Origin of the sequence: Staphylococcus sp. FSL W8-1270 (genome assembly GCF_038007165.1) — a bacterium.
GTDB lineage: Bacteria > Bacillota > Bacilli > Staphylococcales > Staphylococcaceae > Staphylococcus > Staphylococcus hominis.
Map to the genome: position 1 here is coordinate 786518 of NZ_JBBOWQ010000001.1, position 21570 is coordinate 808087.

Annotated in this window: 22 protein-coding genes; 20 read left to right on the forward strand and 2 right to left on the reverse strand. The window is 32.0% G+C overall.

Annotated elements, in window-relative coordinates:
- Position 1 precedes the first annotated feature (1 nt).
- Positions 2 to 1198, forward strand: coding sequence for an L-aspartate--L-methionine ligase LdmS (ldmS, locus tag NSU06_RS03900; protein WP_037541099.1), 1197 nt, complete (start codon positions 2 to 4; stop codon positions 1196 to 1198).
- A gap of 104 nt (positions 1199 to 1302) precedes the next feature.
- Entirely contained in the window at positions 1303 to 1968 is a 666-nt protein-coding gene (locus NSU06_RS03905) for a DUF2750 domain-containing protein (RefSeq protein WP_017175113.1), read from the forward strand.
- Between the two features lie 69 nt (positions 1969 to 2037).
- Here NSU06_RS03905 and coaW read toward each other — a convergent pair whose 3' ends face one another.
- Complete coding sequence (coaW, locus tag NSU06_RS03910; RefSeq protein ID WP_017175114.1) at positions 2038 to 2838, reverse strand: type II pantothenate kinase; 801 nt, start codon at positions 2836 to 2838, stop codon at positions 2038 to 2040.
- Positions 2839 to 3018: 180 nt separating this feature from the next.
- Between coaW and NSU06_RS03915 the strand changes: the two genes are divergently transcribed.
- From NSU06_RS03915 to NSU06_RS03925, 3 genes are all read left to right on the forward strand, one after another.
- The gene (locus NSU06_RS03915; RefSeq protein ID WP_049414157.1) at positions 3019 to 3879 is read left to right on the forward strand and encodes a GNAT family N-acetyltransferase; all 861 of its coding nucleotides are present in this window, start codon (positions 3019 to 3021) and stop codon (positions 3877 to 3879) included.
- Positions 3880 to 3988: 109 nt separating this feature from the next.
- On the forward strand, positions 3989 to 4519 hold the full coding sequence (rpoE, locus tag NSU06_RS03920) for a DNA-directed RNA polymerase subunit delta (RefSeq protein WP_049414159.1): 531 nt from the start codon (positions 3989 to 3991) through the stop codon (positions 4517 to 4519).
- 197 nt (positions 4520 to 4716) lie between these two features.
- On the forward strand, positions 4717 to 6324 hold the full coding sequence (locus NSU06_RS03925; protein WP_019835603.1) for a CTP synthase: 1608 nt from the start codon (positions 4717 to 4719) through the stop codon (positions 6322 to 6324).
- A gap of 116 nt (positions 6325 to 6440) precedes the next feature.
- Here NSU06_RS03925 and NSU06_RS03930 read toward each other — a convergent pair whose 3' ends face one another.
- A complete protein-coding gene (locus NSU06_RS03930) occupies positions 6441 to 6962 on the reverse strand; it encodes a DUF2529 domain-containing protein (protein WP_019835604.1) in 522 nt (173 codons plus the stop codon).
- 161 nt (positions 6963 to 7123) lie between these two features.
- Here NSU06_RS03930 and fdaB point away from each other — a divergent pair, with 161 nt between their 5' ends.
- From fdaB to wecB, 15 genes are all read left to right on the forward strand, one after another.
- Positions 7124 to 7981 (forward strand): class IIb fructose-bisphosphate aldolase FdaB, encoded by an 858-nt coding sequence (gene fdaB, locus NSU06_RS03935; protein WP_002448638.1) that lies wholly within the window; start codon positions 7124 to 7126, stop codon positions 7979 to 7981.
- A 392-nt stretch (positions 7982 to 8373) separates the two neighbouring features.
- Complete coding sequence (locus tag NSU06_RS03940; RefSeq protein ID WP_019835606.1) at positions 8374 to 9645, forward strand: UDP-N-acetylglucosamine 1-carboxyvinyltransferase; 1272 nt, start codon at positions 8374 to 8376, stop codon at positions 9643 to 9645.
- An 87-nt stretch (positions 9646 to 9732) separates the two neighbouring features.
- Positions 9733 to 10068, forward strand: a complete 336-nt coding sequence (locus NSU06_RS03945; RefSeq protein WP_002488141.1) for a winged helix-turn-helix transcriptional regulator — start codon at positions 9733 to 9735, stop codon at positions 10066 to 10068.
- Between the two features lie 109 nt (positions 10069 to 10177).
- Positions 10178 to 11605 carry an aldehyde dehydrogenase family protein gene (locus NSU06_RS03950; protein WP_017175119.1) on the forward strand — a complete coding sequence of 476 codons (1428 nt, stop codon included), beginning with the start codon at positions 10178 to 10180 and terminating at the stop codon, positions 11603 to 11605.
- Positions 11606 to 11844: 239 nt separating this feature from the next.
- The gene (rho, locus tag NSU06_RS03955) at positions 11845 to 13161 is read left to right on the forward strand and encodes a transcription termination factor Rho (protein ID WP_017175120.1); all 1317 of its coding nucleotides are present in this window, start codon (positions 11845 to 11847) and stop codon (positions 13159 to 13161) included.
- Between the two features lie 115 nt (positions 13162 to 13276).
- A complete protein-coding gene (locus NSU06_RS03960) occupies positions 13277 to 13534 on the forward strand; it encodes a type B 50S ribosomal protein L31 (RefSeq protein WP_002448672.1) in 258 nt (85 codons plus the stop codon).
- Positions 13535 to 13708: 174 nt separating this feature from the next.
- Positions 13709 to 14308: a thymidine kinase gene (locus tag NSU06_RS03965; protein WP_017175121.1), complete on the forward strand. Its 600-nt coding sequence runs from the start codon at positions 13709 to 13711 to the stop codon at positions 14306 to 14308.
- On the forward strand, positions 14308 to 15384 hold the full coding sequence (gene prfA / locus NSU06_RS03970) for a peptide chain release factor 1 (RefSeq protein WP_019835608.1): 1077 nt from the start codon (positions 14308 to 14310) through the stop codon (positions 15382 to 15384). Before NSU06_RS03965 ends, prfA begins: the two co-directional genes overlap by 1 nt.
- Positions 15371 to 16207, forward strand: a complete 837-nt coding sequence (gene prmC / locus NSU06_RS03975) for a peptide chain release factor N(5)-glutamine methyltransferase (RefSeq protein WP_017175123.1) — start codon at positions 15371 to 15373, stop codon at positions 16205 to 16207. The genes prfA and prmC overlap by 14 nt, the downstream gene beginning before the upstream one ends.
- Positions 16208 to 16291: 84 nt before the next feature.
- The gene (locus tag NSU06_RS03980) at positions 16292 to 17332 is read left to right on the forward strand and encodes an L-threonylcarbamoyladenylate synthase (protein WP_019835609.1); all 1041 of its coding nucleotides are present in this window, start codon (positions 16292 to 16294) and stop codon (positions 17330 to 17332) included.
- On the forward strand, positions 17329 to 17745 hold the full coding sequence (locus NSU06_RS03985) for a low molecular weight protein arginine phosphatase (RefSeq protein WP_150885397.1): 417 nt from the start codon (positions 17329 to 17331) through the stop codon (positions 17743 to 17745). Before NSU06_RS03980 ends, NSU06_RS03985 begins: the two co-directional genes overlap by 4 nt.
- 109 nt (positions 17746 to 17854) lie before the next feature.
- The gene (locus NSU06_RS03990) at positions 17855 to 18379 is read left to right on the forward strand and encodes a TIGR01440 family protein (RefSeq protein ID WP_019835610.1); all 525 of its coding nucleotides are present in this window, start codon (positions 17855 to 17857) and stop codon (positions 18377 to 18379) included.
- A 24-nt stretch (positions 18380 to 18403) separates the two neighbouring features.
- Positions 18404 to 19642, forward strand: a complete 1239-nt coding sequence (gene glyA, locus NSU06_RS03995) for a serine hydroxymethyltransferase (protein WP_017175127.1) — start codon at positions 18404 to 18406, stop codon at positions 19640 to 19642.
- 24 nt (positions 19643 to 19666) lie between these two features.
- Positions 19667 to 20296, forward strand: coding sequence for a uracil phosphoribosyltransferase (upp, locus tag NSU06_RS04000; protein ID WP_017175128.1), 630 nt, complete (start codon positions 19667 to 19669; stop codon positions 20294 to 20296).
- A 19-nt stretch (positions 20297 to 20315) separates the two neighbouring features.
- Positions 20316 to 21461, forward strand: coding sequence for a non-hydrolyzing UDP-N-acetylglucosamine 2-epimerase (gene wecB, locus NSU06_RS04005; protein WP_017175129.1), 1146 nt, complete (start codon positions 20316 to 20318; stop codon positions 21459 to 21461).
- The last annotated feature ends 109 nt before the right edge of the window (positions 21462 to 21570 follow it).

The following is a 21570-nucleotide window of genomic DNA, read 5'->3' on the forward strand; positions in this document are numbered from 1 at the left end:
AATGAAAAATGAATATAGTGTTCCAAAGTTAACGTTAAGTGATTTGTATAATGAAAATATTGTATATAATTCAAGGCCTTCTTATGCATTGAATCCTTGGCTCACAACAGAAGAGCATCAGTCTAATTTTTTGACTGGTCGTGAAATGATTATCGCTAAGGATATGCCGATTGTTGTACACGAAGCGAGTATTACAGATAAGTTACAACAACTATTTGATTTTATTGGTAAAAAAATACCAAAGCATCTTTATACATTTAGAGATCGTGAAACGTATGAACGCTTGTTACAAGAGATTATCAATAAAGAAGGGAAAAAAATATATTTTCAATATATCGAAAACAATGACATAGTAGATGACGAAGCGTATGCCATTGATAAAGACGTTTTTGTAGCTTTAAATAATAAATCACGTATTCCTGAATGGACAAATCATAAATATTTACCAGACCGTGAAATTGTGTCAATTAGAGATTTCAAAGGTCGTATCAAAGATTGGGATTATCCTTTTGTAATTAAGCCAGGAGATGAATTACCAACTGCAGGTGGTTATGGCGTAATGATTTGCTATAACGACGAAGACTTAGAAAAAGCAACTCAACGAATATTTGAAGCGGCCCATGCTACCGATAATTTAATCATTGAACAAAAAATAGAAGCAGTTAAAAATTATTGTGTCCAATTTGCATATTCTAAAGAAATAGGTATCACCTATCTAGGTACTGCCCATCAAATTACTGATAAATATGGTCTATACGCAGGAAATGAAAATGTGCATGATGTTCCAGAAAAAGTGATTCAAGCTGGTCGTGAAATTATGCAAAATGGAGTGAACTTAGGCTTTATTGGTGTGGCAGGATTTGATTTATTATTAGATGAAAATGATAATGTATTTGCTATAGATTTGAATTTTAGACAAAATGGTTCGACAAGCATGCTACTATTACAAGATGAATTAAATCCTAACTATCAAAAATTTTATAGTTATTTTTCAAGAGGAGATAATACTCGTTTCTTCAATGTTATTTTAAAATATGTTAAACAAGGCGTGCTTTATCCTCTTTCGTATTATGACGGTGATTGGTTTGGTAAAGATGAAGTGAATTCTCGCTTTGGATGTATATGGAATGCTGATTCTAAAGAAGAAGTTGAACAATTAGAACAAGCATTTATTAGTGAACTTGATGATACTAATTAAGTTAGAGTATAGGTTAAATTAATTATAAAAAAAAATATGGATGTTTGACGTTAATTTTAATATAATTTAACATTTAATTAGTATATTAAGAGAGAGGGTTTGTAATGGAATATAAGCATAATGACTATTTCAAAGAGATATTAATTAATGAAGTCATTATTTTGGCTAGTAAAAATAAAAAATTAATTCGTATTCATCATGAAGATGGTGATTACACAGGAATGTGGACGAATGAAGACATCGCAAAAGAGTATTTAAATCACTCAGACATTCAATTTGATCGACTATTAAATATTGATATTGATACGTTCGTTACGTATGATATGGATGAATTGTTTGATGAAAGTGATAAAATTTTAATCAATACTTCAAGTAAAGAAGAGGGACATATTGTCAAAGTTGTAGACATGATGAATGAACTCATGTCTGAATTAGACAAAATTCGTCTTAAAGAATTTGCAAAAGATATTTCAAAAGAAAATCATGTTTTTGGCTTAACACGTAAAGGGGAAAAAAGATTTATTCTTATTAGTGATAAAGAAAATCAAAAACCTAATATTATGCCTGTATGGAGTATTAAAAATCGGGCACGAAAAGTTCGTGATAAAGATTTTGAAGAATGTGATTTAATCGAAATTGAAGGTAGTGTATTTAGTGAATGGCTTGATAAATTAAGAGATAATGATCAAGCTGTCGCAGTAGACTTAAAACCTGGAGTCGTAGGCACCATTGTTTCTCCACAAAAAGTATCTAATGAATTATCATTTTAAATCAAATCCCAATAGGTTTCTTTTTTAAGAAATCTATTGGGATTTTTATGTTAATGTTTTTAGTTTGAATTAGCTTAAATGAAGGACACCGATTGCACCTGAAAATGCACCATTTTCAATATAAAAAGGATGACATCCTCGTAAAACAGTATAATCCTCAATAACTTTTCGTAGTAAGGGATTATTATTAAAAGAAGACCCAATATAAACAACATTTTTTGTTTGACATTCACGAGCTACTGTAATCGCCATCGTTGTAATCACTTCGCCAACGACACCCACGACAGATGCTAATTTATCTGAGTTAGTAAAATGTTCATTCATATTATTTAGTACATTGCCAAAGTTTGCAGCAGTGAGTTCACCAGGAATAGGCGGTTCAGAATCTTTATATATATGTTTAACTTTTAAATCGATAATATCTCTATTTCCAGATTGAGCGAGATTTGTAAGTGTTTCATAATCAGATATTTCAGTCAATAAATAACCTAAACCTCGAATCATTCCGCCACCCGTACCAATTCCGCCTACACGTTCTTGATGGTGACCATTATAATAGTGTAAAGATGTACCAGTACCTATGTTTGCAAATATGTATTGATTAATATGATGGCCTTGCTCCTTAAGTAAAATACCTAATCCCTTTGAAGCAGCATCAAATTCAACAAATATTTGGGATGATTGTTTGATGTTTTCAGCAATAACGCCTGCGTTACCACCTGTTAAATTGATTTTTTCGAATTCATTTTGGTTTAACCATTGAATGACTTTATTTATATCTGTTGTTAATTCAGTTGACAATGTACGGTGTGTATCATCTTCCATTGCTATTTTAATTAATGTACCGCCGGCATCGATACCTACTCTCATTTTTTTCACCTCTAAAATTAATATATGACATGTTAATACTATAATAATTTTGACGAATTGCAATTATTTTACAATATTATAAAATAAATAGTAAATATTAGAGTAAATAGATTATTTTATAAGATTTAAAGGTTATATATGATATTATTAAAACAACTTTGAGATATAGGGGTTAATTTTATGAGTATAGTAAAGCAATTTGAAAATATTACAATTCAGGAATTTGAAGAACAATATCGCGATGATGTCTTAAACTTTGAATTAAGCGAACGACAACAAATTTATTCATCATTACCTAAATCTGTATTAGAAGATGCTTTAAAAGATGAAAATCGAGTAGCTAATATTGCCATTAATGAAAATGGAGATGTAGTAGGATTCTTCATACTTCATCAGTATTATCAACATGAAGGATATGATACACCTGAGCATGTCGTTTATGTTCGATCATTGTCTATTAATGAAAAATTTCAAGGACAAGGCTATGGTACAACTATGATGATGTATTTACCTCAATATGTTCAACTATTATTTCCAGATTTCAATCATTTATATTTAGTTGTTGATACTGAAAATGAAGGGGCATGGAATGTATATGAACGTGCTGGATTCATGCATACTGCTACTAAAGAAGAAGGACCCATCGGTAAAGAACGTTTATACTATTTAGATTTGGATTCTAAACATGTATCGTCATTGAAATTAGTTGAGAATAAAAATTCAAATATTGCAATGTATCAAATTATTGATTTATTAAAAGATGATCAAAAAGTTGGATTTATTGCACTCGAACATCTAGATACTCATCTAAACATCGCTGCAATAGAAGTCTATAAAGATCAAAGAAAAGAGGGGATTGCTGGGAGTGCTTTAAGACAACTTCCTACATATGTACGTAAACATTTTAAAGAAATAAGAAGTATAGGTATTACATTATTTGGGGAAAATAATGAACTTAAGCCATTATGTATTAGTAGCGGCTTTGTTGAGACAGATCAATCAGATGACTTAGTTATTTTCAAAAAATATATTAATTACTAATTGAATAGCAATTGCGAAATCATAAAATGTCATTTATAATTTATCTTTGTTACTATTAATAAAAGCAATGTAAAGATAATAAAATCCTTTGAAAGGAAGTTTAGTTATAATGAAAATTCAAGATTATACTAAAGAAATGGTTGATGAAAAATCATTTATCGATATGGCTTATACTTTATTACACGATAAAGGGTCAACAATGAATCTCTATGATATTATTGACGAATTTAAAAGTCTCGGTAATTATGAATATGATGAAATTGAAAATCGTATTGTACAATTTTATACTGACTTAAATACAGATGGACGTTTCTTAAATGTTGGTGAAAATCAATGGGGATTACGTGATTGGTATTCAGTAGATGATATTGAAGAAAAAATTGCACCAACAATTCAAAAATTTGATATTCTTGATGACGATGATGAAGAAGATGAAAATCTTAAGTTACTTGGTGAGGATGAAATGGATGATGATGATGATATTCCAGCTCAAACGGATGACCAAGAAACATTAGATAATGCTGATGATGATGAAGAAGATATTGACGGTTCAGATATCGTTATTGAAGAAGATGAAGATGATGACATCGCTGAAGGTGAAGAAGAAGCATTTGAAGACGCAGAAGATTTTAATGACTAAATATTAGTTTTAATTGACTTTTGAATGAAAAATGTTAAAATTTTATTCGGGCTCCTTTAATTAGGACACGTGTATAAATGTTATACGCTCCCCTTACAAATTTGTGAGAGGGAGCGATTTTTTTATTTTTAGGAAATGTTTAAATTTTGTAGAGATAGAGTAAGGAAGCAACCCTTAATAAATTAGGAGGTCAGACAATGACAAAATTTATCTTTGTAACCGGCGGAGTAGTTTCATCTTTAGGTAAAGGTATTACAGCCGCTTCTCTAGGAAGATTGTTAAAAGACAGAGGACTTAAAGTAACAATTCAAAAATTTGATCCATATTTAAATGTTGATCCTGGTACAATGAGTCCTTATCAACATGGAGAGGTATTTGTTACAGATGATGGCGCTGAAACTGACTTGGACTTAGGACATTATGAACGTTTTATAGATATCAATTTAAATAAATATTCGAATGTCACTGCAGGTAAAGTATATTCACATGTGCTAAAAAAAGAACGTCGTGGAGATTATTTAGGTGGAACAGTTCAAGTGATTCCACACATTACAAATGAAATTAAAGAACGCTTATTATTAGCTGGAGAAAGTACAAATGCGGATGTGGTCATTACCGAAATAGGCGGTACAACAGGTGATATTGAATCTCTTCCATTTATTGAAGCTATTCGCCAAATTAGAAGTGACCTTGGCCGTGAGAATGTTATGTATGTTCATTGTACATTACTTCCATACATTAAAGCAGCTGGAGAAATGAAAACTAAACCAACACAACATAGTGTAAAAGAATTACGTGGTTTAGGTATTCAACCTGATTTAATTGTTGTTCGAACAGAATATGAAATGACTCAAGATTTAAAAGATAAAATTGCTTTATTCTGTGATATAGATAAAGAAAGTGTTATTGAATGTAGAGATGCATCGTCATTATATGAAATCCCATTACAATTAAGTGCTCAAAATATGGACGATATTGTAATTAAACGCTTAGATTTAGATGCTAAATACGATACACAATTAGATGAATGGCAATATTTATTAGATACCGTTAATTCATTAGATGGTACGATTACTATTGGCTTAGTTGGTAAATATGTAAGTTTACAAGATGCATACTTGTCAGTGGTGGAATCACTAAAACATGCAGGTTATCCATTGAAAAAAGATGTTGTAGTAAAATGGATTGATTCAAGTGAAGTGACAGACGAAAATGTAGAGAGTTATTTAAGTGATGTTGATGGAATTTTAGTTCCTGGTGGCTTTGGTTTTAGAGCAAGTGAAGGTAAAATTTCAGCTATCAAATATGCAAGGGAAAATAATATACCTTATTTTGGTATTTGCTTAGGAATGCAATTAGCAACTGTCGAATTTGCAAGAAATGTTGTAGGACTTAAAGATGCTCATTCAGCAGAACTTGATCCAAATACACCATATCCAATTATTGATTTGTTACCTGAACAAAAAGATATCGAAGATTTAGGTGGCACATTACGTTTAGGTCTTTATCCATGTACTATTAAAGATCATACTTTGGCACATGACATTTATAATGAAACAAATATTGAAGAGCGTCATCGTCATCGTTATGAATTTAATAATGCTTATAGAGAACAATTAGAAGATAAAGGAATGGTCTTTTCTGGTACTAGTCCAGATGGTCGTTTAGTGGAAATGGTAGAAATTCCAGAAAATGATTTCTTCATTGCTTGTCAATTCCATCCGGAATTCTTATCTAGACCTAATAGACCACAGCCAATTTTCAAAGCTTTTGTAGAAGCTGCTTATAAACACCAACAAAATTAAAATATCAAAATAGAAGCGGAATAGACTTTAAAAGTAGTCTATTCCGCTTCATTTATATCAATTTATATAGAAGATAAAGGTTGTACATGTTAGGCGCTAATGATTATAAAGTTAATTTATAATTCCAAGTCTCTAGTCATTTCAATCATTTGTGTATATATATCATAGTAAATGTAATTAAACGCCATTGTATGAGGTTGTACAATTTTATCGTAATCCTCAGTATATACAATCGGACGCGGAGTTGATAAGTTTACAAAATGCATAAGATGTTCAGGGAAATCTTCTTGTTTAGGACGATTGCATACTAATACAAAATCAATATCTTTGTCTATTAATTGTTGAACATCTTGAGCAACCTCCTTAGTATAAAAAGGAGAGAATAAAAATACACGATCAGTTGTGTCTAAATCATTTAAACTGTTTAATTCACTCAATTTTTTACTAGAATTTAATTTTTCATCACTTTCTAATATAAAAGTTTCAAAAAATTTTAAATCTCCATAACCATTAATATATACATATCCTTCTCCACCAATAGCTTGGATTAAACATTGAGCAGCCATTTGTATGTCTAACGCTTGGTCTTCTAAACGATTAAATATACCCGTTAATTGTGTTTGTAGTATCTTTGACATGATTATCCTCCATTTCATTAGTATTGTAATGAAATATAATATTTTATGCAATGAAGCTTCAAAAGTTATCAATTATTTTTAAATTAAGCATGCAATAAAAAATATTATCTGCTATAATAATTTTTGAAAATTTATGTAATTGGATACAAGGAGGAACTTTCATGCCATTAGTTTCAATGAAAGAAATGTTAATCGATGCGAAAGAAAATGGTTATGCGGTTGGTCAATACAACTTAAATAACTTAGAATTTACACAAGCTATTTTAGAAGCTTCTCAAGAAGAGAACGCGCCAGTGATCTTAGGTGTTTCCGAAGGTGCTGCACGTTATATGAGTGGTTTTTATACAGTAGTTAAAATGGTAGAAGGTTTAATGCATGATTTAAACATTACTATACCAGTAGCTATCCACCTAGATCATGGTTCAAGTTTTGAAAAATGTAAAGAAGCTATTGATGCTGGATTTACTTCAGTAATGATTGATGCTTCACATAGTCCATTTGAAGAAAATATTGAAATTACTTCTAAAGTAGTAGAATATGCACATCAACATGGCGTGTCAGTTGAAGCTGAATTAGGAACAGTGGGTGGACAAGAAGATGATGTTGTAGGCGGTATCATCTATGCTGATCCTAAAGAATGTCAAGAATTAGTCGAAAGAACTGGTATTGATACTTTAGCACCAGCATTAGGTTCAGTACATGGTCCTTATAAAGGCGAACCTAAATTAGGCTTCAAAGAAATGGAAGAAATTGGTGCATCAACTGGATTACCACTTGTTTTACATGGTGGTACAGGTATTCCAACTAAAGATATTCAAAAAGCAATCCCTTATGGTACTGCAAAAATTAATGTAAATACTGAAAATCAAATTGCTTCAGCTAAAGCTGTTAGAGATGTATTGAACAATGATAAAGAAGTTTACGATCCTCGCAAATACTTAGGTCCAGCACGTGAAGCTATTAAAGAAACAGTAAAAGGCAAAATTAGAGAGTTTGGTACGTCTAATCGCGCTAAATAAAATAATTATTATTAAAGGTTAAGGCAACCTGAACTGTCAGCAAAGTGTTCGCTTTGTTGACAGTTTTTTTATTTTATACAAAAATTTTACGATATATTATTAAAGTATTTGTATAAAGTTAGTCATGCTGAATGTTAATCAATTACTGACTCATGATTTATAAAAAATAAATTATCTCTTTTTAAAATTTATGAAAAAACAGAATTAAATAATTGTTTAAATTGATTTATAATAGTGTTATCAATCCGTTATATGAAATATTAGATTTTTGGATATTAATATTATAATTGCTAAGTTTTTTTAAAAGTTAGTATTTTACAAATAAATAATATATAATTTATAATGCGAATTATGTATAATTTTACAAAAGGCGAATAAAGGAGAAAAAATAAATGAGTCAAGAAGTAATTAAAATCCGAGGTGGTCAACCACTAAAGGGTGAAGTTACAATTAGTGGTGCAAAAAATAGTGCCGTAGCTATTATTCCAGCTACTCTATTAGCGCAAGGACAAGTGAAAATTGACGGTTTACCGCAAATCTCAGATGTTGAAACACTAGTGAGTTTATTAGAAGATTTAAATATTAAAACAAATCTTAATGGTAAAACATTAGAAGTTGATACAACAGACATTAAAAATGCACCGTTACCAAATAACAAAGTTGAATCTTTACGTGCTTCTTATTACATGATGGGAGCCATGTTAGGTCGCTTTAAAAAATGTGTGATTGGTTTACCAGGTGGTTGTCCATTGGGCCCACGTCCAATTGATCAACACATTAAAGGATTTAAAGCTTTAGGTGCTGAAATTGATGAATCAAGTGATACATCAATGAAAATAGAAGCAAAAGAATTGCACGGAGCCAACATCTTTTTAGATATGGTAAGTGTTGGTGCAACCATCAACATTATGCTTGCAGCTGTTCATGCAAAAGGGCAAACAACGATTGAAAATGCTGCCAAAGAACCAGAAGTAGTAGATGTAGCAAACTTTTTAAATAGCTTAGGCGCAAATATCAAAGGCGCCGGTACGAGTACTCTAAAAATCAGTGGTGTTGAAGAGTTACATGGAGCTGAATATCAAGTGATTCCTGATAGAATTGAAGCGGGAACGTATATGTGTATTGCCGCTGCTTGTGGTGACGAAGTAACAATTAAAAATATTGTACCTAAACATTTAGAAGCGCTCACAGTTAAACTAAATGAATTAGGTGTTGATATTGATATCGATGATGATAAAGAACAAATAGTAATTAAAGGTAAATCATCATATAAAAATGTAGATATTAAAACATTAGTATATCCTGGATTTGCTACTGACTTACAACAACCTATTACGCCTTTATTATTTATGACAGATGGTCCATCTTTCGTTACAGAAACGATATATCCAGCTCGTTTCCGCCATGTAGAAGAGCTCAAAAATATGGGAGCTAGTATTGAAGCAGATACGTCTACTGGTACTGCAACAATTAAACCTTCTAAACTTCAAGGTGCCAAAGTATATGCGAGTGATCTACGTGCAGGAGCTTGCTTGATTATTGCTGGATTACTAGCAGAAGGTGTTACAACAATTTATAATGTTAAACATATTTATAGAGGATATACAGATATCGTTAAACATCTTAAAGATTTAGGTGCGGATATTTGGACTGAACAAGTTTAATTATTTTTGATATACTTAAATATATTAATTGCTGAAGTATATTAAATACCTGCAATGTTTAAGAAGTTTTGAATAGAGGTGAAGACAATGGAAATCTGTCCATATCTCGAAGAAACCTTTAAAATTGTTGGTAGAAGTTGGAACGGTTTAATCATTAATTACCTATCTCGATGCGCTGATTATACTGCACACTTTTCCGATATGAAAAGGGATTTAAAAACAATTACTCCACGTGCATTAAGTATTAAGCTTACAGAATTAGGTGAGTGGGAATTAGTAGACAAAAAAGTCATTTCTACACGTCCTGTTTCTATCGTTTATGAGTTAACCGATAAAGGAAAAGCACTTGCTGAGGCTTTAAGACCAATTGAAGCATGGGCTAGAGATTACGTCACATTAGAACATAACGATTCAGTTAAATAATATAGTTAAAAGGTTGGAGTTTATATAAACTTTAACCTTTTAATTATGTTTAAATAACATCAAATCGGATATATATTAGACATACACATTCTTAAGGAGTGAATCATTGATGAGAAATTATACTCAACAATATATTAATGGTGAATGGATTGATAGTGAAAGTAACGAAACAATTGATGTAATTAATCCAGCAACAGAAGAAGTTATTGGAAAAGTTGCAAAAGGTAATGAAAAAGACGTAGAAAAAGCGGTTCAAGCTGCTCATGACGTATATTTAGAATTTCGCCATAGTTCAGTTGAAGAAAGAAAACAACTACTAGATAGAATAGTAGAAGAATATAAAAATAGAAAACAAGATATTATTGAAGCAATTACTGCAGAGTTAGGTGCTCCACTAACTGTTTCAGAAAATGTTCATTATCAAATGGGTTTACAACACTTTTCAGAAGCACGTAGAGCTTTAGATTCATTTGAATTTGAAGAACGTCGTGGAGATGATTTGGTAACTAAAGAAGCGATTGGCGTTTCTGGATTAGTTACACCATGGAATTTCCCAACTAATCAAACATCTCTTAAATTAGCAGCAGCATTTGCTGCAGGTAGTCCAGTTGTGTTAAAACCTTCTGAAGAAACACCATTTGCTGCAATAATTTTAGCTGAAATCTTTGAAAAAGCAGGCGTTCCTAAAGGTGTATTTAACTTAGTTAATGGTGATGGTGAAGGTGTAGGTAATCCATTAAGCGAACATCCTAAAGTTAGAATGATGTCATTCACTGGTTCTGGAGCTACAGGTTCTAAAATTATGGAAAAAGCAGCTAAAGATATCAAAAAAGTATCTCTTGAATTAGGTGGCAAATCACCATATATCGTACTTGACGATGTAGATATTAAAGAAGCTGCAAAAGCTACAACTGGAAAGGTTGTTAATAATACTGGTCAAGTATGTACTGCAGGAACAAGAATCTTAGTTCCAGAAAGTATTAAACAAGAATTCTTAACTGCCTTAAAAGAAGAGTTTAGTAATGTTAAAGTTGGCGATCCACTTGATAAAAATACTCAAGTAGGACCAATCATTAGTAAAAAACAATTCGACACAGTACAATCTTATATTGATAAAGGTATTGAAGAAGGCGCTGAATTATTATATGGCGGTCCAGGTAAACCAGAAGGATTAGATACAGGTTATTTTGCTAGACCAACTATTTTTGTAAATGTTAAAAATGATATGACTATTGCACAAGAAGAAATTTTTGGTCCAGTTGTTTCAGTAATCACATATAATGATTTAGACGAAGCAATCGAAATTGCTAATGATACTAAATATGGTTTAGCAGGATATGTAATTGGTAAAGATAAAGAAACACTTCAAAAAGTAGCACGTTCAATTGAGGCAGGTAGAATTCAAATTAATGAATCTCCAAACGAACCTTATTTACCATTTGGTGGTTATAAACAATCTGGTATCGGTCGTGAATGGGGCGACTACGGAATTGAAGAGTTCTTAGAAGTAAAATCAATTGCTGGTTATTTTAAATAATTAAGTATAATGAAATATTTTAATATAAATACAGTTCATGGAATTGTTTTAGTTCCATGAGCTGTTTTATTTTTTGAAATTTAATAAAATCATTTTGTAATTAAATTAAAAATTTGCTATATTAATTCTAGTATTTAAGATGCTAACGTTTAAAACATTTAAGTTATAATCATTTAGATGATTTGACAATGCTAGTAGCTAGATGATTTTTATAAAAATATAAGAAATGGGTGCAATTTATGCCTGAAAGAGAACGAACATCACCACAATATGAATCTTTTCATGAATTGTATAAAAATTATACGACAAAAGAACTTACGCAAAAAGCAAAATCATTAAAACTAACTAATTATAGTAAATTGAATAAAAGTGAGCTTGTCTTGGCAATTATGGAAGCTCAAATGGAAAAAGATGGAAATTACTATATGGAGGGTGTTTTAGATGATATACAACCTGATGGATATGGTTTCTTAAGAACCGTTAATTATTCTAAAGGTGAAAAAGATATATATATATCAGCGAGTCAAATTAGACGTTTTGAAATTAAACGAGGCGATAAAGTAACTGGAAAAGTACGAAAGCCTAAAGACAATGAAAAATACTATGGACTTCTACAAGTTGACTTTGTTAATGATGAAAATGCAGAAGTTGTAAAAAAACGTCCTCATTTCCAAGCACTTACTCCGTTATACCCAGAGGAAAGAATTATTCTTGAAACAGAGCCTCAAAACTATTCTACTCGAATTATGGATTTAGTTACTCCAATTGGTTTAGGTCAACGTGGTCTTATTGTTGCTCCTCCTAAAGCTGGTAAAACGTCATTACTTAAAGAAATTGCAAATGCAATTAGTACAAATAAACCAGATGCTAAATTATTTATATTATTAGTAGGTGAACGACCTGAAGAGGTAACTGATATAGAGCGTTCAGTAGAGTCAGCAGAAGTAGTACATTCCACTTTTGATGAACCTCCTCAACACCACGTTAAGGTAGCAGAGTTATTACTAGAAAGAGCAAAACGTCTTGTAGAGATAGGACAAGATGTCATTATCTTGATGGACTCTATTACGCGTTTAGCAAGAGCATATAATCTTGTTATCCCGCCTAGTGGTAGAACATTGTCAGGTGGTTTGGATCCAGCATCCTTACATAAGCCTAAAGCATTTTTCGGTGCTGCGCGTAATATTGAAGCAGGTGGTAGCCTAACTATTTTAGCAACAGCTTTAGTAGATACAGGTTCACGTATGGATGATATGATTTATGAAGAGTTCAAAGGTACAGGTAATATGGAACTTCATCTTGATCGTAAATTATCCGAACGTCGAATATTCCCAGCTATTGATATTGGACGTAGTTCTACACGTAAAGAAGAATTATTAATTAGCAAGTCCGAATTAGACTCATTATGGCAACTTAGAAATATGTTTACTGATTCTACCGATTTTACAGAGCGTTTTATAAGAAAATTAAAACGTTCAGAAAATAACAAAGAATTTTTTGAACAATTGCAAAAGGCAGCCGCTGAAAGTACAAAAACAGGAAAACCAATTATCTAAAATATATGATTGAGGGTTGCGTTTTCCTTCAATAACTATTATAATTACACAGTATTGGGTAAAAACTCACAAATAACTCTGTTCCAGATGGTTCAGGGCAAAGGAGCTGAAAAAAATGAAACAAGGAATTCATCCTGATTACCACAAAGTCATCTTTTTAGATACAACAACTAACTTTAAATTCTTAAGTGGTTCTACTAAAACTTCTTCAGAAACAATGGAATGGGAAGATGGTAACGAATACCCAGTTATTCGCTTAGATGTATCATCTGATTCACATCCATTCTACACAGGACGTCAAAAATTCGCTGCTGCGGATGGTCGTGTGGAACGTTTCAACAAAAAGTTTGGTCTCAAATCAAACAACAATTAATTTTGAACTTAAAATGCCTGCCTAATCTATTATGTATAGAATTAAGCAGGTATTTTTTTATTTCTAAACTATTTTATTCATTTGTTCAATGATAACCCAGTAATAAACTCATTTATAATAAACGAAAATATGATATAATTAAGCGATTATGTTTTGAAAAAGGTGGAACTTATAATGTATGAAACTTACCATTCTGGTTGGATTGAATGCATTACTGGAAGTATGTTTAGTGGTAAATCGGAAGAATTAATTCGTCGATTAAGAAGAGGAATTTATGCTAAACAAAAAGTAATCGTATTTAAACCGGCTATTGATGACCGGTATCATAAAGAAAAAGTTGTATCACATGATGGTAATGAACTAGAAGCCATTAATATTTCAACAGCTAGAGAAATACTATTACAAAATTTATCTCAATTTGATGTCATAGGGATAGATGAAATTCAATTTTTTGATAATGAAATTGTACATATAGTAGAAAAGCTAGCTGAAGAGGGTCATAGAGTTGTAGTAGCAGGTTTAGACATGGACTTTAGAGGTGAACCTTTTGACCCCATGCCTCAAATTATGGCTGTAAGTGAACAAGTGACCAAATTACAAGCCGTTTGTGCAGTATGTGGTTCGTCATCAAGTCGGACGCAACGTTTAATCGATGGACAACCAGCAAGAATTGATGACCCAATTATATTAGTAGGAGCAAATGAAAGTTATGAGCCAAGATGCAGAGCACATCATATTGTAGCACCTAGCATCAATGACAAGGAGGAAATATAGTGTTTGATCAATTAGATATTGTTGAAGAAAGATATGAACAGTTAAATGAAATGTTAAGTGATCCAGAAATCGTCAACGATCCAGATAAATTACGAAAATATTCTAAAGAGCAAGCTGATTTACAGAAAACAGTAGATGTTTATAGAGATTACAAAAGTAAAAAAGAAGAAGTAGCAGAAATAGATGAAATGCTAACTGAAACAGATGATAAAGAAGAAATTGAAATGTTAAAAGAAGAAGCATCTGGATTAAAAAGTGAACTTCCTGAATTAGAAGAACAACTTAAATTCTTGTTAATTCCTAAAGATCCAAACGATGAAAAAGACGTTATTGTCGAAATTAGAGCAGCAGCTGGTGGAGATGAAGCAGCTATTTTCGCAGGCGATTTATTAAGAATGTATACAAAATATGCGGAATCTCAAAATTTTAAAACTGAAATTGTTGAAGCGGCAGAAAGTGATCATGGTGGATATAAAGAAATCAGTTTTTCAGTTTCAGGTAATGGTGCCTATAGTAAGTTGAAATTTGAAAATGGTGCTCATCGTGTACAACGTGTGCCCGAAACAGAATCTGGAGGACGTATTCATACATCTACAGCGACTGTAGCTGTATTACCTGAAGTTGAAGATGTAGAAATTGAAGTGCGTAATGAAGACTTGAAAATTGATACGTATCGTTCAAGTGGTGCTGGTGGTCAACACGTTAATACTACAGACTCTGCTGTGCGTATTACGCATATTCCAACCGGTATTATTGCAACGTCTTCAGAAAAATCACAAATTCAAAACCGTGAAAAAGCATTAAAAGTATTAAAAGCACGATTATATGATATGAAATTACAAGAAGAACAGCAAAAGTATGCAGCTCAACGTAAATCAGCTGTAGGGACAGGAGATCGTTCTGAACGTGTACGAACTTATAATTATCCTCAAAGTCGTGTGACAGATCATCGAATTGGTTTAACTTTACAAAAGCTCGACCAAATTATGGAAGGTAAATTGGATGAAATTATTGATGCATTAACACTTTCTGAGCAAACTGAAAAACTGAAAGAACTAAATAATGGCGAGCTTTAAAGATACCTTACAAGAAGCGATTGAATTAACAAAAGAAAAAGGATTTGAGCAATCTAGAGCGGAATGGCTGATGTTAGACTTATTTAAATGGTCTAGGACTGATTATTTAATGCATATGTATGATGAGATGTCTCAAGCTGAAGAAGCAAAATTTTCACTTGCATTAGACCGTATGTTATTAGGAGAGCCTATTCAATATATTGTTGGTTTTCAATCATTTTATGGATATCAATTACAAGTAAATTCTCAATGTCTTATTCCACGTCCAGAAACAGAAGAAGTTATGCTTCATTTTTTAGAGCATTGTAAAGATGGAAGTACAATTGCTGATATAGGAACAGGCAGTGGAGCGATTGCAATTGTACTTAAAAAACTAAATCCAACCTTAAATGTAATAGCCACAGATCTTATTGAAGATACTCTAGAGGTAGCATCTGATAATGCACATCAATTAAAAGCGGATATCAGATTTCTAAAAGGTAACGCCCTTAAACCACTTATTAAAGAAAATATTAAATTAGATGGCTTAATTTCAAACCCTCCTTATATTGATCAAACTGAGATGAAAGATATGGAAGATACGGTAGTAAAGTATGAACCTCATATCGCGTTATTTGCTGAGGATGAAGGGTATGAAATTTATGAGATGATTCTAGATGATTTACCAAAAGTACTTAATAAAGGGGCTTATGTAACTTTTGAAATTGGATATAATCAAGGAGAAATATTAAAAGCACGTATTATAAATAAATATCCGCATGTGAATGTAAATCTCTTGAAAGATATTAACGGATTAAATAGAATGATTTCATTTAAGTGGTAATAGTGGAGTGGGAAAGAAATGTATTATTTTCTAACCCACTTCTTTTTCTTTAATAATTTCACATATGTGAAAGGTGTGATCAAAGTGAAAACAAATATATGGAATATGAAAGATTATAGTCAAGATCCCCACACGTTTTCTCAATTAGCAGAAATAAAAACTATTTATGAAAATGGTGGCCTAATTGCGATACCTACTGAAACAGTGTACGGTTTAGGTGCCAATGCTAAAAATGAACAGGCAGTAGAAAACATTTATAAAGCCAAAGGACGCCCGTCTGATAACCCACTGATTGTTCATATTTACAAGCAATCACAAATGGATGCATTTGTATCAACTATCCCTAAGGAAGCTAAGAAATTAATGAATGCATTTTGGCCTGGCCCAATCTCGTTTATTCTTCCTTTAAAACAAGGATATTTATGTGAGAAAGTGACAGGTGGTCTTAATTCTATTGCTGTAAGAATGCCAAGTCATCCAATTGGAAGAGCAATATTAGAATATGTTGATTTACCAATCGCAGCACCCAGTGCAAATATAAGTGGAAGACCTTCTCCAACGACATTTCAACATGTTTATAATGATTTAAATGGAAAAATAGATGGTATTGTGAATGGCGATCAAAGTGAAGAAGGCTTGGAGAGTACAGTTTTAGATTGTACCCAATTTCCTTTTAGAATAGCAAGACCAGGATCAATTACTCAAACAATGCTTAATCAGGTGGTACCTCACAGCGTCATTCAATATGATTATAATCAATTAGAACGTCCCATAGCACCAGGTATGAAATATAAACACTATGCACCTAAAACACCTGTATATATGTTAACTGAATTGACACAACCTATTTCTGAGTTAAATGAATCAGGGTTAGCATTTGTTTTACCTTCTAGTATGAAAAAGTATGTACCTAAAGATGGTATATTTATCTCTCTTTGTGAAAATCAAAGAGATGTTAAAGGGGCTAATCATAACTTATATAAAATTTTACATGACATTGATGATGATGAACGAATAAAAAAAGCATTTATTTATACTTTTGATAATATTGAAGGTTCTGAAGCAGTTATGAATCGTATGCTAAAAGCAACGGGAAATCAAATAGTTAAAGGAAGAGAATTATGAAGATAATATTTGTATGTACTGGAAATACTTGTAGAAGTCCTATTGCTGAAAGTATAGCTACAGCGCTTCTACCTAACTATTCTATTCAATCACGTGGATTATTTGCAATGAATGGACAATCCATTACTCCTGAAGCATTAGAAGTTATTTTAGAAAATAATTTACCAGAACCCTCTGTATCTCAAATATTCAGTCAAGATGACTTAAAAAGTGATTTAATTTTAACGATGACCAATAGTCATAAACGACAGTTAATCAGTCAATTTGGGACAGAATATCCTATTTATACATTATGTGAGTATGTATCAGAAACAGGTGAAATAGATGATCCATTTGGCGGTAGCATAGATACCTATCGTCACACATTTAATCAATTATATTCTCTTATTAGCAAATTGAAACACGAAGAATAAAGAGAAATATTACGCTAATAGTATAAGTTGAGTAATAAATAAGTTATAATAAAGAAGTATAGCTTGTCAGCTATGCTTCTTTTTATCTTTGCAAGTGAGGTGAAATAATATGCAAGAACTTACAACTTTACTGGATGAATTGAAAACTCAATCGTTTTTCAAAAAAGATGAGATTTGTGTGATAGGATGTTCAACTTCTGAAGTAATTGGGGAAAAAATTGGGTCAGTTGGTTCAATGGAAGTTGCTGAAACTATTTTTAATGAATTGGAACGTATAAAACGTGAAACGGGCGTTTCATTTGCGTTTCAAGGTTGTGAACATATTAATAGGGCGATTACAATTGAGCGTGAAGATTATAATCCATTTACTATGGAAGAAGTAACTGTTGTACCAGATGTTCATGCAGGAGGAAGTCTTGCTACATATGCCTATCAACATATGAAAGATCCAATAGTCATTGAATATATAAAAGTGCCTAAAGGTATTGATATTGGTCAAACGCTTATTGGAATGCACATTAATCATGTTTGTGTTCCGTTGAGAACAAGCGTTAAAAAAGTTGGTGAAGCTACAGTTACAATCGCTACTTCAAGACCAAAAAAAATTGGTGGAGAAAGAGCTAAATATGAATAAGTTCTAAAGGAAGAAGGGGAATATATGTCTTATATTAAAGAACAAGATCACATTATTTATGAAGCGATTCAAAATGAATACAACCGTCAAAACAATAATATTGAGCTCATTGCTTCAGAGAACTTCGTTTCAGAAGCGGTAATGGAAGCGCAAGGATCTGTAATGACAAATAAATATGCAGAAGGCTATCCAGGTCGTCGTTACTATGGTGGTTGTGAATATGTTGATGTTACGGAAACAATAGCTATTGAACGTATCAAAGCTTTATTCGGAGCTGAACATGCAAATGTACAACCCCATTCAGGTTCTCAAGCTAATATGGCAGTGTATTTAGTTGCTTTAGAGATGGGAGATACTGTGCTTGGAATGAATTTAAGTCATGGTGGTCATTTAACTCACGGTGCTTCAGTTAATTTTAGTGGTAAGTTTTATAACTTTATCGATTATGGCGTGGATAAAGAAACTGAAAGAATTAATTATGATGAAATTCGTGAATTGGCACAGAAACATAAGCCTAAATTAATTGTAGCTGGTACGTCAGCGTATTCTAGACAATTAGATTTTAAGAAATTTAAAGAAATTGCTGATGAAGTTGGTGCTAAATTAATGGTTGATATGGCACACATTGCAGGTTTAGTAGCAACTGGATTACATCCTAATCCTGTAGAATATGCTGACTTTGTTACCAGTACAACTCATAAAACGTTGAGAGGACCACGTGGAGGCCTGATTCTTTGCAAGGAAAAGTATAAAAAAGAGATAGATAAGACAATATTTCCTGGAATTCAAGGTGGACCACTAGAACATGTGATTGCTGCAAAAGCTGTTGCTTTTGGAGAAGCTTTAGAACCAGATTTCAAAGTGTATCAAGAACAAGTCATTAAAAATGCTAAAACTTTAGCTGAAACACTTCAAAATGAAGGATTTAGAATTGTTTCAGGAGGTACAGATAATCATCTAATTTCAGTAGATGTGAAACAATCAGTTAATTTAACGGGTAAACAGGCTGAAGAAACATTAGATTCAATTGGTATTACATGTAATAAAAATACAATACCTTTTGATCAGGAGAAACCATTCGTTACAAGTGGAATTAGACTAGGCACTCCTGCTGCAACGACGCGTGGTTTTGATGAAGTAGCATTTAAAGAAGTAGCTTTAATTATCAGTACAGCATTAAAAAATTCAAATGACCAAGCAAAATTGAAAGAAGCTAGTGATAGAGTAAAACAATTGACTCAACAATATCCGCTATATGAATAACAACATAAATGGAGGAAATGAATTATGAGTAAAGTACATGTATTTGATCACCCACTCATTCAACATAAATTGAGTTACATTCGTGATAAAAATACTGGAACAAAAGAATTTAGAGAGCTTGTTGATGAAGTAGGTATGCTAATGGCATATGAAGTTACAAGAGATTTACAATTGCAAGATGTAGAAATTGAAACACCTGTAACAACTATGACAGCAAAACGATTAGCTGGAAAAAAATTAGCAATTGTACCTATTTTAAGAGCAGGATTAGGGATGACAGATGGTGTATTAAGCTTAGTTCCAGCTGCTCGTGTAGGACATATTGGTTTGTATCGTGATCCTAAAACATTAAAAGCAGTAGAATATTTTGCTAAATTACCTCAAGATATCGATGAACGTGAAATTATAGTAGTTGATCCAATGTTAGCTACAGGCGCTTCAGCAATCGAAGCAATCAATTCACTAAAAAATCGAGGTGCAAAGAATATTCGTTTTATGTGTTTAATTGCTGCACCTGAGGGTGTTGAAAAAATGCAAGAAGCGCATGAAGATGTTGATATCTATATTGCAGCTTTAGATGAAAAACTTAATGAAAAAGCATATATTACACCTGGTTTAGGAGATGCTGGGGATAGATTATTTGGTACTAAATAGTACTATAGGAGTAAATATTATGAGAAAGATTATGACAGTCTTTGGTACAAGACCGGAAGCAATTAAAATGGCACCTTTAGTTAAAGCACTTGAAAAAGATTCAATGCTAGAACCAATTATTGTTGTAACTGCTCAACATAGAGAAATGCTTGATTCAGTTTTAAAAACATTCAACATAAAACCACATTATGATTTGAATATCATGAAAAAAGGGCAAACTCTTTCAGAAATAACAGCTAAATCTATTATTCAACTTGAGCAAATTATGAAAAAAGAATGTCCAGATATGGTACTTGTTCATGGTGATACAACAACTACTTTTTCTGGCGCATTAGCAGCATTTTATAATCATACCTCTGTAGGCCACGTAGAAGCTGGTCTTAGAAGTGGGAATAAATATGCGCCTTTTCCAGAAGAAATAAATCGGCAGATGGTTAGTAACATTGCCGATTTACACTTTGCTCCTACTATTGGTGCAAAACGCAATCTAATTCAAGAAAATAAAGATAAGACATCTATAGTGATTACTGGCAATACTGCCATTGATACACTAAATTTTACAATTAATAAAAATTATACTTCTGAGTTGATAGAAAAGCATAAAAATAAAAAAATTGTATTGCTGACCGTTCATCGTAGAGAGAATATTGGAAAACCTATGGAACATATTTTCAAAGCAGTTAGAGATATCGTTGAAGATATTGAAGACGTTGTAGTAGTTTTTCCTTTACATATGAATCCCGAAGTTAGAAAACTATCATACGCTTATTTAGAAAATCATCCAAGGATAGAGCTTATTGAACCATTAGATGTTGTCGATTTTCATAATTTTGCTAATCATGCTTATTTAATTTTGACTGATTCTGGAGGCATTCAAGAAGAAGCACCATCATTAAATAAACCAGTTTTAGTTCTTAGAGATGTAACTGAAAGACCTGAAGGTGTAGAAGCTGGAACATTAAAAGTAATTGGAACAGAGTATACACATGTGTATCAAGAAATAAGAAAATTATTAAAGAACAAACAAGTTTATAATAATATGGCCTATGCTCAAAATCCTTATGGAGATGGAAAGGCATCTGAACGTATATGTGATAGTATTAAATACTATTTAGGATTAACTGAAGAAATACCTAAAGAATTTGAAAAGTTAAAAAATTGTTGATTTATTTGTGAACATTTTATGACAATATTGGTGTTAATTTAAACAACAATTTGAATAGAATTGACACATAAATTACCCTATATTATTATTGAAATTGTATGAGTGGAAC

Bases quoted from the DNA above. Each gene is read 5' to 3' on its own strand.
- wecB (WP_017175129.1), top strand. From the start codon at position 20,316: ATGAGAAAGATTATGACAGTCTTTGGTACAAGACCGGAAGCAATTAAA.
- NSU06_RS03915 (WP_049414157.1), top strand. From the start codon at position 3,019: ATGAGTATAGTAAAGCAATTTGAAAATATTACAATTCAGGAATTTGAA.
- NSU06_RS03945 (WP_002488141.1), top strand. From the start codon at position 9,733: ATGGAAATCTGTCCATATCTCGAAGAAACCTTTAAAATTGTTGGTAGA.
- NSU06_RS03985 (WP_150885397.1), top strand. From the start codon at position 17,329: ATGAAGATAATATTTGTATGTACTGGAAATACTTGTAGAAGTCCTATT.
- NSU06_RS03930 (WP_019835604.1), bottom strand. From the start codon at position 6,962: ATGTCAAAGATACTACAAACACAATTAACGGGTATATTTAATCGTTTA.
- ldmS (WP_037541099.1), top strand. From the start codon at position 2: ATGAAAAATGAATATAGTGTTCCAAAGTTAACGTTAAGTGATTTGTAT.
- NSU06_RS03905 (WP_017175113.1), top strand. From the start codon at position 1,303: ATGGAATATAAGCATAATGACTATTTCAAAGAGATATTAATTAATGAA.
- NSU06_RS03965 (WP_017175121.1), top strand. From the start codon at position 13,709: ATGTATGAAACTTACCATTCTGGTTGGATTGAATGCATTACTGGAAGT.
- NSU06_RS03950 (WP_017175119.1), top strand. From the start codon at position 10,178: ATGAGAAATTATACTCAACAATATATTAATGGTGAATGGATTGATAGT.
- upp (WP_017175128.1), top strand. From the start codon at position 19,667: ATGAGTAAAGTACATGTATTTGATCACCCACTCATTCAACATAAATTG.
- fdaB (WP_002448638.1), top strand. From the start codon at position 7,124: ATGCCATTAGTTTCAATGAAAGAAATGTTAATCGATGCGAAAGAAAAT.
- rpoE (WP_049414159.1), top strand. From the start codon at position 3,989: ATGAAAATTCAAGATTATACTAAAGAAATGGTTGATGAAAAATCATTT.
- NSU06_RS03925 (WP_019835603.1), top strand. From the start codon at position 4,717: ATGACAAAATTTATCTTTGTAACCGGCGGAGTAGTTTCATCTTTAGGT.
- NSU06_RS03990 (WP_019835610.1), top strand. From the start codon at position 17,855: ATGCAAGAACTTACAACTTTACTGGATGAATTGAAAACTCAATCGTTT.
- NSU06_RS03960 (WP_002448672.1), top strand. From the start codon at position 13,277: ATGAAACAAGGAATTCATCCTGATTACCACAAAGTCATCTTTTTAGAT.
- prmC (WP_017175123.1), top strand. From the start codon at position 15,371: ATGGCGAGCTTTAAAGATACCTTACAAGAAGCGATTGAATTAACAAAA.
- NSU06_RS03940 (WP_019835606.1), top strand. From the start codon at position 8,374: ATGAGTCAAGAAGTAATTAAAATCCGAGGTGGTCAACCACTAAAGGGT.
- glyA (WP_017175127.1), top strand. From the start codon at position 18,404: ATGTCTTATATTAAAGAACAAGATCACATTATTTATGAAGCGATTCAA.
- coaW (WP_017175114.1), bottom strand. From the start codon at position 2,838: ATGAGAGTAGGTATCGATGCCGGCGGTACATTAATTAAAATAGCAATG.
- rho (WP_017175120.1), top strand. From the start codon at position 11,845: ATGCCTGAAAGAGAACGAACATCACCACAATATGAATCTTTTCATGAA.